The sequence below is a fragment of the Collinsella sp. AM10-26 genome (genome assembly GCF_003472525.1).
In the GTDB taxonomy this organism is placed as follows: Bacteria; Actinomycetota; Coriobacteriia; order Coriobacteriales; family Coriobacteriaceae; genus Collinsella.
Map to the genome: position 1 here is coordinate 112,252 of NZ_QRMC01000001.1, position 13,891 is coordinate 126,142.

Genomic DNA, 13,891 nt, shown 5'->3' on the forward strand with positions numbered 1-13,891 from the left:
CCTTTCTTGCGCTCAAATCGCGCCTAAACAAGTTGAAGATTGATGACGATGACGCAGATGAGCAGCAACGCCGTCACCACCGCCGCCAACGCATCGCCGCGGCCAAATGCAAGCGCATGCAGACGTGTGCGGCCCTGCTCGCCATGATAGCAACGGGCATCCATGGCGGCAGACAACGTCTCGGCATGACGGAACACGCCCGTGAACAGCGGAATCGCCACACTGCCGAGCATGCGCACACCGCCGAGCGGACCGCCCGTCACGCGCGCGCCGCGGCTGGCCTGCGCATCGACCGTCTGTTTTATTTCGGTGGCAAATTGCGGCATAAACCGCAGCGCGATGCCCATAATCATGCCGAGCTCGTGCGCAGGAAGTCCCACACGCGCAAACGGCGCGAGCAGGCGCTCGAAGCCCGCGGTGAGGTCGAGCGTCGGCGTGGTGAGCGTAATAGCGCTCATACCGGCCATCATCAGGGTCAGGCGGCACGCCATAAACGTCGCAGAACGCAGCGAGCCCTCGCTCACTTGCAAAAAGCCAAGCTGCCACAGGACGCGGCCGCTCTGGTCGGAAAACAGGTTGAGCACCGCAACCATCACGACAATCGCCAGCAGCGGTGCCATCGACGATAGAACGCGACGCAGCGGCACCCGAGCCACAACATAGACCAGCACGACAAAGAATGCGACCGGAGCCAGTCCGCGGAAGCCACTGACCGTGAGCGTCGTGATCAGAAACACAAAGCCCAAGAGCAACTTGGTTCGCGGGTCCAGGCGGTGGATTGCACTATCGCCGGGATAGTAGCTGCCAAACGAAAACGCCTCCATCAGCAACCCTCCTCTCGCGTGACCGTTTCGGATTTGGCCTTGTCCGAGACGTTAGAAGAACCGTCCGAGCGACCGATCAGCAAATCTGCCAACTCGTCGGCCAACGACTCAACCGTATAGAGCCCGCCGCGACGCAGCGGCACGCCCGCTTCCGCGAGCGCCAACGCCATGCGCTGAGCAGCAGGTACGCCCAAGCCGATCGACTTGAGCTCATCGGCATGCGCAAACACCTGCTCGGGAGTTCCCTCGGCAAACACCGCGCCTTCGTTCATTACGACGATACGGTCGCAGCAATTGGCCAGGTCATCCATGCTGTGCGAAACCATGACAACGGTCAGGCCATTACGGTGAAGTCGATCGATAAGCTCAAGGAAATCCCTGCGCGCAGCCGGATCGAGCCCCGCCATGGGTTCATCGAGCACCAGAACCTCGGGTTCCATGGCAAGCACGCCGGCAAACGCCACGCGGCGCTGCTGGCCGCCCGAAAGCTCAAAGGGGCTCTTGTCGCCGACCGTGGAAAGGTCGAGGCCCACGCGCGAGAGCGATGACTCGACACGACGGTCGACTTCATCTTGCGGCAAGCCAAGGTTGTGCGGACCAAACGCCACGTCCTGCGCCACGGTTTCGGCAAACAGCTGACGCTCGGGATATTGAAACACCACGCCGACCTTTGCCTTAACCGCGGCGGCGTCTTTCTTGTTTGACAGATCGAGCCCCAGCGCGCGAACGGATCCCTCCTGGGGGCGAATCAAACCGTTGAGATGCTGGACCAGCGTCGACTTACCCGAACCGGTATGACCCGCAAGGCCCAGGAACTCGCCGCGGCGCACCGTCAGCGATACATCGCGCAGCGCCCACGGGCTGCTGGGGTCGTTTCCCCAAAGGGCTTGTTTGTTCGATTTGTCCGCGACAGCCGAACGCTTGCGCCAGCGACGACGCTCGCGGGCGCTCAGCGAATAGCTATACGAAACATGGGATAGTTCGATGACGGGCTCTGGTACGTCATCTTCGTTGCTTGCCGAAACCGTACCGCCAACGATTTCCGATTGGGGTGCGGAAGACTGTCCCACGGTGCCTGCCCCACTTCGCTCGGCATAAGTCTGCGCAATCTCGGCGACCATATCCACCTCGCGCACCTGCGCATGAACGGGCACGCCCTTCGCACGAAGCTCCATGCCCAAGCAGCACGACGCTGGCATATCCAGATTGAGCTGCGCAAGTTCGTCCGCCCGCATCAAGATTTCCTCGGGCGTACCGAGCATGGCAACGCGCCCCGCCCGAAATACCGCGACACGATCGGCCTCGGAGGCCTCTTCCATAAAGTGCGTAATCATCACGATGGTCATGCCGCGATCGTGCAACGCGTGGCAAGCCTTCATGAGGCCCTTGTGTCCACGCGGATCGAGCATCGAAGAAGCCTCGTCCAATATGAGCACGCGCGGTTCCATGGCGAGCACGCCGTCAAGCGCCACGCGCTGCTTTTGGCCACCCGAAAGTGCATGGGTCTCGTGGCGCTCAAAGCCCACCAGGCCCACGGCCTTCAGCGCCTCGCGCACGCGCTGTGCGATCTGGGCGGATTCCACCCCTAAGTTCTCGGGACCAAAGGCAACATCGTCCTCGACAAGCGTCGCCACGAGCTGGTCGTCGGGATTCTGAAACACCATGCCCGCGGTCGAGCGAATGTCGTAGACCAGCTCGGGATCGGACGCGTCCATGCCGTTGACGCACACCGTTCCCGCATCGGGCTGCAGTAGCGCGTTCAAATGCTTGGCAAACGTCGACTTGCCCGATCCGTTTCCGCCGAGGATGCAGAAAAACTCGCCGTCCTCTATGTTCAGATCGACGCCGTCAAGCGCCGGCACGGCACCGTCATAGCTAAAGGAAACGCCCCGACACTCAATCATGCGCGGCCTTTGACCTGGTCCTTTTTAGGCGTGATGAGATTGGAGACCGCCTTGTACACTGCAAGCGTGAGCACCGAGTTAAGCACGGTCTTGATGAGGTTGAACGGTAGCACGGCGGGAATCATGAGCGGGGCGATCACATCGACCGAACCATACCAGAACCATACGCCAATGGTAAGGTTTGCAGCCATAGACAGCGCCGTAGCGGCAATGACGCCAAGCACCAGGCCAATCACGGCACCCTTATAGGTATGCATCTTCTGGTAGACGATAGCCGCGGGGAGAATATAGCCCAGCGTAGCAACCAAGTTCATAAGCGCACCGACCCAATCGCCCGTGGTAAGCGCATGGATAACGATCGCCATGGCGGCAACAGCTGTGCCGGCACCAGGGCCATACGCAAACCCACACACCATCGCCGGCACCAGCGACGGGTCATACGTCAAAAACGGCGCCGAAGGAAGGATGGGCAGCTGCACGTACATAAACAGGGCGCCCAGGGCGCACATCAGCGCCATGGTAACGAGCTGTTTGGTGCTCCACCTATTCGTGTTCTCAAAATGGATATGCTGCGACTGTTCAGACATAAGATCACCTGCCTCTTTCATCCGGACTCTAACCGTTGGTACTGGGATCTCACCAGTTCAGCCGGCATGCGAACCAACGCACACACGGGTCGCGGACTCATCGGCTCGGTCGCAGGCACTTTACCTGCGCCACGGCGCCCCTTTGACACCGCCCGATTTACCGCCAGTGGGGAATTCCACCCCGCCCTGAAACAGCAATTGCAAGTGTAGCACCAGCAGGCTTTCGCGCAAGTATGCCGAGGGTAATTTGTGGCGGAGATCAGTTGCCGAAACAACCACGTTCCCCACCCACCCCAAAGTGGCGCGCCTTTCGCGCAAAGCGCGAAACAGCGACCGGGACACGCATCCCTATCAACCACGTCCTTCTCCGCGAGCCGACCTCAAGGCCGTAAACGCAGGGAATCCGGGGGCGTGACGGGGGCTTCTCTCCGGAACATTCCGCAGGACGCAAAGAGGCTCCGCAGCGCGAAGCGCGATGCGGAGCCTCTTTGCATGTCCGAGGACGTTCCGGGGAAAAGCCCCCGTCCCCCCCTGCCGGTTCCCCGGTGGGAGTTCTAGACCTTGTCGGCCTTAGTACATACCGCCGCCCTGCTGACCAGCGGTAGCAGCAGCGATAGCGTCCTCAAGCTGAGTGTTCTTGGGCACATCGGAGACGGTGGCCTCGGTGATGAGGATCAGGCTGGCGACAGAAGCAGCGTTCTGCAGGGTGACGCGGCTGACCTTGACGGGGTCGAGGACGCCCATCTCGATCATGTCGCCCCACTCGCCGTTGGCAGAATTTAGACCCTGGCCAGCGGGCAGCTCGGCAACCTTGTCGACCACGACAGCGCCCTCAAAGCCAGCGTTCTTGGCGATGGTGGCGACCGGAGCGGTCAGAGCCTTCTTGACGATGTCGACGCCGATCTTCTCCTCGGGGTCGTCAATCTCGACAGCATCGAGCGCGGGCACAGCGTCCATGAAGGCGACGCCGCCGCCGGCGACGATGCCCTCCTCGACAGCAGCGCGGGTAGCCTGAAGGGCGTCCTCGACGCGATGCTTGATCTCCTTGAGCTCGGACTCGGTAGCAGCGCCGACCTTGATGACGGCAACGCCACCGGAGAGCTTGGCCAGGCGCTCCTGGAGCTTCTCGCGGTCGAAGTCAGAGGTGGTGTTCTCCATCTCACCCTTGATCTGAGCGATACGGGCGTCGATGGCCTCCTTGGAGCCAGCGCCGCCGACGATGACGGTGTTGTCCTTGGAGATGGTGACGGACTTAGCGGTACCGAGCATATCGGCGGTGATATCAGCGACCTTCACGCCCAGCTCGTCCAGAGCGGCCTGGCCACCGGTGAGGACGGCGATGTCCTCGAGGATGCGCTTGCGGCGATCGCCGTAGCCCGGGGCCTTGACGGCGCAGACGTTGAGGGCGCCACGGATCTTGTTGAGGACCAGGGTAGGCAGAGCCTCGCCGTCGATGTCCTCAGCGATGATGAGCAGGCCGCGGCCAGCGCGCTGGACAGCCTCGAGAACGGGCATGATGTCCTGAACGCTGGAGATCTTCTGGTCGGTGATGAGGATGTACGGATCCTTCATCACGGCCTCCATGCGGTCGTTGTCCGTGACGAAGTAAGCGGAGACATAGCCCTTGTCGAACTGCATGCCCTCAACGGTGTCGATGGTGATGTCGAACGTCTGGGAATCCTCGACGGTGATGACGCCGTCCTTGCCCACGACCTCCATGGCCTCGGCGATCTTCTCGCCGACCTCGGGGTCACCGGCAGAGATGGTACCGACGGAAGCAATCTGCTCCTTGGTCTCGACCGGCTTGGCCTGCTTCTTCATCTCGGCGACGGCGGCGTTGACGGCCTTGTCGATGCCGCGACGGATGGCCAGCGGGTTGGCGCCGGCGGCGACGTTGCGCAGACCGTCGTTGACGATGGCCTGGGCGAGCAGGGTTGCGGTGGTGGTACCGTCACCCACGGTGTCGTTGGTCTTGGTGGCGACCTCCTTCACCAGCTGAGCACCCATGTTCTCGATGTTGTCCTCGAGCTCGATCTCCTTGGCGACGGAAACGCCGTCGTTGGTGATGGTCGGGGCACCGAACGTGCGCTGCAGTGCAACATAGCGACCCTTGGGGCCCATGGTGACGGTAACGGCGTCGGCCAGAGTGTTGACGCCCTTGGCAAGCTTAGCGCGGGCATCGGTGTTAAACGTAATGTTCTTTGCCATGGTAGGTAATCCTCCAAAAGAAATGCGACTCGCGTCGCCGCTTCCGAGTCCTATGCGGCGGGCGCGTTCAAAGACGAATCAGAGATTCTGACGAGACTAGGCCTCGACGACGGCGTAGATGTCGTCGGCGCGCATCAGCAGATACTTCTCGCCGTCGACCTTGACCTCGTTGCCACCGAACTTGCCGTAGATGACAACGTCACCGACCTTGACGTCCATGGGGATGCGCTCACCCTTGTCGTTGACCTTGCCGGCGCCAACGGCAACGATGGTGCCGCGCTGCGGCTTCTCCTGAGCGTTGCTGGCGATATACAGACCAGAAGCGGTCTTCTGCTCGGCCTCGTCGGGCTTGACCAGAACACGATCTGCAAGCGGCTTCAAAGACGACATGCTTGTCTCCTCCTTTTTGGGCCGCGCGGTTATACCACGCGAATTAACCCTTTTTGTTTGCGTACGCGTTGAATGGTACCCACGAATGGCGGGTTATACAACACGGAGTCAAAAAATCTTATTTTTTGGCACTTAGATTTTCTGAATGCCGGGGGATAACTTAGCGGTTGCTCCCGTGTGGCGCCGGAGGGGCGGGGCATAAGGTTTCCTGCTCGGGCAGTCCTGCTCGCACGAAGGCCACATTAAGTGGCCTTCGGCTCGTGCGGAACTCGCGATAAACCTTATGCCCCGCCCCTCCGGCGCCACACGGGAGCTGAGTCAACGTTATCGGGCCCGGTGTTCAGAAAAGTCAGTGCAGCAAAATGGCGATGCAGATGGGGTTAGCGCTCGTAAATCAAGTTGCCTGCCAGGTAGGTGGCCTGAACCTTGGTGGCTTGCAGTTCTTGGGGGTCGATGGTGAGCGGATTTTGGTCCAGGACTACCAGGTCGGCATACTTGCCGGGCTCCAAGCTGCCGAGGTTTTGCTCGTCGCCCGCTGCATAGGCGCTGCCCAGGGTGTAGTTGCGCAGGGCTGTTGCTGCATCGATGCGCTCGCTCGGCAGCCAGCCACCCTCGGGCCAGTGGCTTTTGGGGTCCTGGCGTGTGATAGCCGTGTAGAGCACGTTCATGCTGGTAACGAGCGTGATAGGGCTGTCGGTACCGAAGGCTTGGCGAATGCCGCGCTGCTTATAGGTCGCGAACGGCCACATGATGCGGCTGCGTTCCAGGCCCAGGTCGCGCTCCGGACCACCTGGGTCGAGCGTGATGTGGCAGGGTTGGCTCGAGGCAAGGATGTTGAGCTTGCGCAGGCGATCGATGTCCTGAGGCAGCAAATTCTCCAGGTGCTCGAGCGTGTTATGGCCGTGCTGGGGCAGGCCGTACAGTTCGGCCGCTTCCTCGAAGATATCGAGCGCGGCATGGATGGCACCGTCGCCAATGACGTGGATGCGCACGGTGTGGCCGCGCTCCGCGGCAGCCAGAACTAGCTTGCGCATGCGCTCGGCGGGAACCGTCAGACGGCCCTGGTCGCCCGGGAAGCGCGGATTGGTATAGGGCTCGGTGAGATATGCCGTGTGTTCGCTCGACACGCCGTCGAAGAACTGCTTAAAGCCCGGCGCCGAGAGCAGCACATTGTTCGCGTAACGTGCCTGCAGCTCTTCCAAACGCGATTGGTCATCCAGCAGTGTGGGGAACAGATGGGCTCGGATGCCCAACTTGCCGGCTGCCTGTAGTTTGTCGTAGACGTCGTCGCGGATAAAGTCGCAGCCCGGCATGGGCATGAGCGACATATCGCAGATTGAGGTGATGCCTTGCTCTGCCATACGCTTCATCTGGTCGGCGTAAGCGCTCGCGATGCAATCCTCGCCCAGCCACTCAAGGCAGCGCGGCAGCAGCTGCATGGCAGCCGCCTCGTGCGCAATGCCCGTGAGTTCGTCGTTTGCGTCCTTGTCGTAGCTGCCGCCCGCTGGTGGCTCGCTGTCGCGCGTGACGCCGAGCGCCTCGAGTGCGCGGCTGTTGAGCCAAAGCGTGTGCCCGTCGCCCGAATACATAACGCAAGGACGATCGGGGAATGCCGCATCGAGCGACGCCTTGGTTGGATGCTCGGGCGGGTCCCAACGGTAATCGCGCCAGCCCTGCGTCACAACCCAAGCGTCATCGGGCAGGTCCTGGGAAAACTCGAGCGCATGCTGTACCAGTGCTGCCTCGGACGTGCCCATATCCATGAGCATGTACGGCGAGGAGCCGACCGAGGTATGGAAGAAGTGCAAGTGCGCGTCGTGGAAACCGGGGCAAACAAACTGCTCGCCGTAATCGATAACCGGCGTGACGGCGGGAGCCGCGGCGATCACATCGTCAGGCTTGCCGACCGCGACGATACGGTCGCCCGCGATGGCAATCGCCAGCTCACGGGCATCATCGATGCCGTCTTGTGCGGTAAAGACGTTCTTGGAGCGGATTATCCGATCGATATGTTGCATGGGCATCCCCATCTCTGGCAGGAAATTCAACACCCCCGAGTGTACTCCCCCACTCTTGTTACTAAACCCCAAGCGGCAAACGGCTGCTTTGCCACGCCAAGTGGCAGGTGGCATACTGGAGGCAGCCTGTACGATTTTGCGATCAACCCAGCAAGGAGCAAATCGATCATGACGAAGACCAAGGCACAGCAGATTATGGCAGCGACCGGGGTGCGAGCGGCTGACGACATCACCGCAGCCATCCAAGATATCGCTGCCGAGTTTGAGCCCTACATCATCAAGCAGCGCCGTCACTTCCATAAGCACCCGGAGCTGAGCCTCGCCGAGGAGCGCACGACTTCTGACATCGCCAATCAGCTCGATGCCATGAATATCCCCTACGAGCGTCCCCTCAAGACGGGCCTGGTGGCGACCCTTCGCGGCACCGCGCCCGACGCCTACCGCGAGGACGGCACGCCGCGCCGCCGCATCCTGCTGCGCGCCGACATCGACGCCCTGCCCGTTACCGAGCAGACCGGCGAGGAGTTTGCTAGCGTCAACGAGGGCTGCATGCACGCCTGCGGCCACGACTGCCACATCGCCATGATGCTCGGCACGCTGCAGATTCTGCGCCATATGACCGACGACATCCACGGCGAGGTCCGCATCGTCTTCCAGCCCAGTGAGGAAAACGGCCAGGGCGCCAAGCTCATGATCGGCACGGGCGTGCTCGACGGCGTCGATGGCGCCTACGCCGCGCATATCTGGAGCGAGGTCGATGCCGGCACCGTAAGCTGCGAGCCCGGTCCACGCATGGCCAACACCGACTGGTTCCGCATCGACGTACGCGGCACCTCATGCCACGGCGCCATGCCCCAGCGCGGCCACGACGCCGTTATGGTTGCCGCCGAGATCGTCAACGCCTTGCAGACTATCGTTTCGCGCGAGATTAGCCCCTACGAGCCGGCGGTCATCACCGTCGGCGAGCTGCACGGCGGCACTGCGCGCAACGTTATTGCCGGCACGGCCTACCTCGCCGGCACGGTGCGCACCTACGGCGATTCGACCCACGAGGAAATGCCGGAGCTTATGCGCCGCATCGTGGAGCATACTGCGGCAGCCTTGGGCGCCGAGGCAGAGCTCACCGACTACACCATCGCCAACTACAAGGTCGAAAATGACGCGGCCTCGAGCGAGCGCTGCCGTCAGGCTGTAATTAAATGTCTCGGCCCCGCCGGCCAAGGCCATTATCGCGGCACGCTCTCGGGCGAGGATTTTTCGGAGTACCTGCGCCGCGTACCGGGTGTGCTCGCCTTTGTAGGTACGCGCAACCCCAAGATTGGCGCCACGTACGCCCAACATTCCTGCTTTTACAAGATTGACGAGACCGTACTGGCCAAGGGTTCCATGGTGGCCGCCCAGTATGCCATCGACTTTTTGGCCGAGCCCACGCAAGAGGAGCTCGACGGCCCCACGATCGCCGCGGTTGCCGAGACCAACCCCGACTTGGCCGCCAGGCTGCGCTCTGCCAAGGCGACTGCCGCTGAGGCGCGCGACGCCATGCACGATGCTCGCACCGCCCGCCATGCCGCGATCAAGGGCATCCACGAAGCTCGCGCCGCCGCTCGCCGCGAGGAGAAGCACGACGAGTAGTCGATTCGCGACTATCTCGCAGTCATAGCCGCATCGCGATGTCAAAGCGGGGGCGAACGCTATCTCAACGTTCGCCCCCGCTCATTTGTCAGGCTCTATTTCTACCATTTCTCCCCGTCCCCAAATGGCAGGCGGCAGGGCTACTCGTCCTGCAGGTCCTCGTCGGAACTCGACTCGGGTTCGGGTTCGGGCTCAGGTTCAGGCGTTGGCTCGGGCTCGGACTCGGGCGCCGGCTCTGGTGCGGGCTCGGAATCAGAGGCGGGCTCAGGCTCGGGTGCAGGCGCCGGCTCGGGCGCGGGCGCAGCATCCGGAGCGCTATAGCCCGAAGGAGCGGCCTTCTTCTCAAACGGCAGCACAAACGTCAGGACGTCGTCCTTGTCTTCGTCGGCCCACTCGCTTGCGTAACGCGCCACCCAGTAGCCAACGGCACGATGCTTGAGCATGCTGCCAAAGACCGTAAGAAATACGGTGACGAATGCGATCAGCACCAGAAACGGCACGAGCGTGACGCCGCCGCCGGAAACGATTGCCTCAATAACCGTGGGGCGGTAGTAGTAGCTATACATACCAACAGAGGCAATGGCGCCAAAGACGGCCGTCAAGATCCATGTGATGACGTTGGCGATCAGGCCCGTCAAAAACTCGGGAATAAACGAAGCGCAGAACAGCTTAGTCTTATTGTTCTTAAAGGCCGCCCAGACCTTATCGAGCGAAAACGCGCTCTCAACGCGACCGGTCACCGCAAAGTGCATCACGGCGATGTCGGCGAACATCTTAAAGAAGACGCCCAGGACCGCCGAAGCGATCAGAGCCAGGACAAGCAGGCCCAGCGAGCCAAACAGCGCGGCCTCGAGCGCATAGGAGCCGTAGTAAGAGTACGAACCTGCGGCGCCGAGCGCAACGCCTTCAATTACCGAGAGCACTACACCAATAACGGGAATGGCAGCAATGACCTTGAGCACGCTCGAGATGACGCCCGAAAAGACTCCGAGACCAAACGACGTGGAGCGCATCAACGGACGGTCGATGCCGTCATCGACCTTGAGCGACAGGTCGCGGCCCCATTCGATGCCAAAGCCAGAACCGCACGCGCTTGCCACACAGGCTGCCAAAAAGCCGATAGCAGCCGCGATACCGCCGATAACGGGAATGAACAGCACGAGCACCGACACGACGCAGATAAGCGCCGGCAAAAAGGCGATCTGGCACACGCGCTGTAGTACGCCCGGCATCTTGGTCATATCCTCAAACGCTTGAGCCACACAGCCCTTGGGCACGTTGACCACGGGCGGCTGCGTCATGACCTGCTGAGGCTGCCCCTGAGGAGCCGCACCGGCCGCTGCATTAGGAGCACCACACGCGCCACAGAACTTGTCGTTATCGCCCATGGGAGCGCCACACTGCGAACAGAACATCGAAATCATCCCTTCGTATCTTGAGCGAATCACCTGGATCGCAAACGATGTCTTGTCATCATTATCACCCAGTGTGAGGACAAATTCTCCTAGATGACGTTTTTGCAACGCGCAGGGCGTTATTTGATTGTTAGACGAGCGCGCTCGCGTTAGTTCGTTCCGCGGAAGCCCTTGCCGACGATCTCGGAGCTGTCAACGATCGTGATAAAGGCACCAGGATCGACCTCGCGCGCGTAGCGACGCAGCTGCACGGCCTCGCGGCGGCTTAGCACGCTCATGATCACCGTCACGCACTTGCCCGAGAAGGCGCCGTAGCCGCGGCTGATGGTCGCCGTACGGTTGAGATGCTTGACGATGAACTCCTCGACCTTAAGGGGTTCGGAGCAAATGATCGTGCAGACCTTACGAAGGTGAATGCTCTCGATGGCCTTGTCGACCACAAGCGTCTTGGCAAACAGGCCGAGCACGCAATACAGGCCGACGCGCGGGCCATACAAAAAGGCCGCGATAGTTACGATGCCGATATCGACCAGCAGCAACGCGCGGCCAATCTCGAGCGTGGTGCGGCGTTTGAGGATCATGGCCAGAATGTCCGTGCCACCCGTCGAGGCGCCAATATCGAAGACGATGGCGCTGCCGAGGGCCGGCAGAATCACGGCAAAGCACAGGTCGAGCCACATATCGCCCGTCATCGAGACATCGGTCGGGATAAAGAGCTCAAACAGCGAAACATAGGCGGAAAGCGCAAACGAGGCGAAGACGCTCCACAGGATTGCCTTACGCTCCAAAAAGATAAAGCCCAAGATGACCAGGACCGCGTTGATAATCCACATAAAGACGCCGACGGGCAGAGTCGGGAACAGCGTAGAAAGAATGACCGACACACCCGAGGTGCCGCCGAAGGCAAAGTGATTGGGCGTTTTGAAAGCCACGATGGCAAAGGCCGTGAGGATCAGGCCCAGGTTGAGCTCGGCAAAAAAGCGCGGAAAGCCTGGTTCCTGGCTGCGCTTGCGGCCGGCGCGTTCGCCTTGCTCAATAACATCGCGATCGACAACGCGCTCCATCGGCACCACCGGAGGACGATGCACCTCCTCGGCAGCACGCGATGCCGCCTCTGCCGCAGCGGCCTCAATCGCCCATGCCTTGCTTTCTGTTTCGTGCTCGTCAGCCATTACGGCAACTCCTCGTTAACAATTTGGAAACAATGCGCCCATTAGGGTAACGCGGAACGCGGCAATTGCAACCCTTAGTTAGACGAGCGGTATGCCCGCATCGGGGGCATACAAAGAACGGCCGGCCGCGCATGTTCCTGCGCGGCCGGCCGTTTGACGTTTTCGCAGATAAAACCTGCCAAAATAAACCTGTCCCTTTTTGGCAGGTTACTCGTGCTGGTTGGTGCGGCGTTCGTACTCCTCGGGGGTGATGACATCCTCGATGCGTAGGTTGACGCCCGCCACCTCAAGGCCGGTCATCGCGGCGAGGCGCTCGGTCACACGCGCCTTAACGTCGTCGAAAATCGCGGGCGCGTAGGCGCCATACTCGATAATGACGGAAATGTTGACGACCACGCGGTTGTCATCGGTGACCTCGACCGTCACGCCCTTGGTCAGGTTCTCGGCACCAAACTGCTCCTGTACAAAGTGCATGAGGTTGCCCTTCATGCCCAAGACGTGCGGCACCTCGCGAGTGGCCATGGCGACGATCTTCTCGATCACGCCGTTAGAATAGGTCAGCGAGTCCTCGGACTCGTCAGCCTCCTCGTCGTCCTCGTCAACCTCGTCTTCGGATTCGGCCTCGACAAGCGCCTCGTCCTCGAGCGTCACGCCTTCGGCCTCGGCGACGACGGTCTCGTCCGCCTCGAGCTCGGTATCGGTCACATCGACCTTCGTGTTAAAAGCCATGGTTCCTCCTTATGCCCACCGCATACGCGGCGGTCGAATACATGCTAGCGACCGCTAAACAGGCGGCCGAAGAAGTTGACGATCCCGTTTTCGCCATCGCGAATCTGGCCGATCACAGCCCCGATCAGCACGAAGAATGCGATGACCAGCGTGTCCCACAGGCCGAGCGTGAGCACCAGCACCGCGAGCACAAAACCCGCGACGGCGCCGAGCGTGGTGTTGGGATGGCGAACGGCATAGCTCCAGATAGCCGCCCCCGTGCCCTTAATGAGACCCATGGCCTCGTCAAAGTCGTCGACGACCGCGTCACGCGACTCGGTGCCCTCTACCTTGGGATCGACGACCTCGCTTGCCGGCGCGGCGCTCTGATCGATGGTCAGGCGCGGGGTGCGGACGGTCTTATCTTGATTGGTATCACTCACCGGAAACCTCCACGGTCTGGACGGTAGTCTTGGACGGCAAAAAACGGACGCGCGTAGTCGTACCCGGCGTACCGAGCATGGTGTCGCAAGCTTTCTCGATGCGCTGCTGCATCGCGGTAGCCAGAGATGCCACGTCCTTATCGTCAAGCGCGATAGCCTCGACCTTAAAACGGACGTGCGAATCGTCGGAGCCTTGGACGCGGGCCTCGACATGCTCGACCATCACGCGGTCGTCGCGCTCGGCAGCAGCCCTGGCGCACGAAGAAAGCGCCGCGAGGGTAACCTCGATATTGCGCTCCCCCGCCGGATGCACGCAGGACGGTTCGCGACGGGCGAACATCAGGCGGAAGAAGCTTACCAGCACGCCGATCGCCACGACGCCGGCGCACGCCGTGACGACGATGCGCGGCATGGGGTCGCGCATCAGCAACATAAAGCGATACGTATACGGCCCCCAAAACTGGCAGACAAGCGTACCCAGCGCCACGATGGTGGCGGCAAGGTACACGATCGCTAGGGCTCGTTTGAGTACGCGCACGCGGCGCTCCCTTCAAATCTCGGCTCTCGAAATGCAAAACGGTTCGCATCAT

Annotated in this window: 12 protein-coding genes and 1 riboswitch; of the genes, 1 reads left to right on the forward strand and 11 read right to left on the reverse strand. The window is 61.3% G+C overall.

Annotated elements, in window-relative coordinates:
• Positions 1 to 23 precede the first annotated feature (23 nt).
• The 6 genes from DW123_RS00540 to DW123_RS00565 all read right to left on the reverse strand — a co-directional run bounded on the left by DW123_RS00540 (position 24) and on the right by DW123_RS00565 (position 7,931).
• Positions 24 to 824, reverse strand: a complete 801-nt coding sequence (locus DW123_RS00540) for an energy-coupling factor transporter transmembrane protein EcfT (RefSeq protein ID WP_118272932.1) — start codon at positions 822 to 824, stop codon at positions 24 to 26.
• A complete protein-coding gene (locus DW123_RS00545; RefSeq protein WP_118272933.1) occupies positions 824 to 2,728 on the reverse strand; it encodes an energy-coupling factor transporter ATPase in 1,905 nt (634 codons plus the stop codon). Before DW123_RS00545 ends, DW123_RS00540 begins: the two co-directional genes overlap by 1 nt.
• Positions 2,725 to 3,315, reverse strand: a complete 591-nt coding sequence (locus tag DW123_RS00550) for an ECF transporter S component (RefSeq protein ID WP_118291468.1) — start codon at positions 3,313 to 3,315, stop codon at positions 2,725 to 2,727. Before DW123_RS00550 ends, DW123_RS00545 begins: the two co-directional genes overlap by 4 nt.
• 5 nt (positions 3,316 to 3,320) lie before the next feature.
• Positions 3,321 to 3,513: riboswitch (FMN riboswitch) on the reverse strand.
• A 372-nt stretch (positions 3,514 to 3,885) separates the two neighbouring features.
• Positions 3,886 to 5,523, reverse strand: coding sequence for a chaperonin GroEL (gene groL / locus DW123_RS00555; protein WP_117763491.1), 1,638 nt, complete (start codon positions 5,521 to 5,523; stop codon positions 3,886 to 3,888).
• 96 nt (positions 5,524 to 5,619) lie between these two features.
• Entirely contained in the window at positions 5,620 to 5,913 is a 294-nt protein-coding gene (gene groES, locus DW123_RS00560) for a co-chaperone GroES (protein WP_022094351.1), read from the reverse strand.
• A 380-nt stretch (positions 5,914 to 6,293) separates the two neighbouring features.
• Positions 6,294 to 7,931, reverse strand: a complete 1,638-nt coding sequence (locus DW123_RS00565; RefSeq protein WP_233540095.1) for an amidohydrolase — start codon at positions 7,929 to 7,931, stop codon at positions 6,294 to 6,296.
• A 168-nt stretch (positions 7,932 to 8,099) separates the two neighbouring features.
• On the opposite strand from DW123_RS00565, the gene DW123_RS00570 reads away from it, so the two are divergent.
• Positions 8,100 to 9,563, forward strand: a complete 1,464-nt coding sequence (locus tag DW123_RS00570; protein WP_118272935.1) for a M20 family metallopeptidase — start codon at positions 8,100 to 8,102, stop codon at positions 9,561 to 9,563.
• Between the two features lie 140 nt (positions 9,564 to 9,703).
• On the opposite strand, the gene DW123_RS00575 is transcribed toward DW123_RS00570, so the two are convergent.
• The 5 genes from DW123_RS00575 to DW123_RS00595 form a co-directional block, all read right to left on the reverse strand.
• On the reverse strand, positions 9,704 to 10,978 hold the full coding sequence (locus tag DW123_RS00575) for a zinc-ribbon domain-containing protein (protein WP_158570698.1): 1,275 nt from the start codon (positions 10,976 to 10,978) through the stop codon (positions 9,704 to 9,706).
• Positions 10,979 to 11,127: 149 nt separating this feature from the next.
• Positions 11,128 to 12,150 (reverse strand): YitT family protein, encoded by a 1,023-nt coding sequence (locus tag DW123_RS00580; protein WP_117734269.1) that lies wholly within the window; start codon positions 12,148 to 12,150, stop codon positions 11,128 to 11,130.
• A 207-nt stretch (positions 12,151 to 12,357) separates the two neighbouring features.
• Positions 12,358 to 12,879 carry an Asp23/Gls24 family envelope stress response protein gene (locus DW123_RS00585; protein WP_117734268.1) on the reverse strand — a complete coding sequence of 174 codons (522 nt, stop codon included), beginning with the start codon at positions 12,877 to 12,879 and terminating at the stop codon, positions 12,358 to 12,360.
• Positions 12,880 to 12,923: 44 nt separating this feature from the next.
• Entirely contained in the window at positions 12,924 to 13,301 is a 378-nt protein-coding gene (locus DW123_RS09695) for a DUF2273 domain-containing protein (protein WP_233505175.1), read from the reverse strand.
• Positions 13,294 to 13,839, reverse strand: coding sequence for a hypothetical protein (locus tag DW123_RS00595; protein ID WP_118299280.1), 546 nt, complete (start codon positions 13,837 to 13,839; stop codon positions 13,294 to 13,296). Before DW123_RS00595 ends, DW123_RS09695 begins: the two co-directional genes overlap by 8 nt.
• Between the last annotated feature and the right edge of the window lie 52 nt (positions 13,840 to 13,891).

Bases quoted from the DNA above. Each gene is read 5' to 3' on its own strand.
- DW123_RS00540 (WP_118272932.1), bottom strand. From the start codon at position 824: ATGGAGGCGTTTTCGTTTGGCAGCTACTATCCCGGCGATAGTGCAATC.
- DW123_RS00545 (WP_118272933.1), bottom strand. From the start codon at position 2,728: ATGATTGAGTGTCGGGGCGTTTCCTTTAGCTATGACGGTGCCGTGCCG.
- DW123_RS00550 (WP_118291468.1), bottom strand. From the start codon at position 3,315: ATGTCTGAACAGTCGCAGCATATCCATTTTGAGAACACGAATAGGTGG.
- groL (WP_117763491.1), bottom strand. From the start codon at position 5,523: ATGGCAAAGAACATTACGTTTAACACCGATGCCCGCGCTAAGCTTGCC.
- groES (WP_022094351.1), bottom strand. From the start codon at position 5,913: ATGTCGTCTTTGAAGCCGCTTGCAGATCGTGTTCTGGTCAAGCCCGAC.
- DW123_RS00565 (WP_233540095.1), bottom strand. From the start codon at position 7,931: ATGCAACATATCGATCGGATAATCCGCTCCAAGAACGTCTTTACCGCA.
- DW123_RS00570 (WP_118272935.1), top strand. From the start codon at position 8,100: ATGACGAAGACCAAGGCACAGCAGATTATGGCAGCGACCGGGGTGCGA.
- DW123_RS00575 (WP_158570698.1), bottom strand. From the start codon at position 10,978: ATGTTCTGTTCGCAGTGTGGCGCTCCCATGGGCGATAACGACAAGTTC.
- DW123_RS00580 (WP_117734269.1), bottom strand. From the start codon at position 12,150: ATGGCTGACGAGCACGAAACAGAAAGCAAGGCATGGGCGATTGAGGCC.
- DW123_RS00585 (WP_117734268.1), bottom strand. From the start codon at position 12,879: ATGGCTTTTAACACGAAGGTCGATGTGACCGATACCGAGCTCGAGGCG.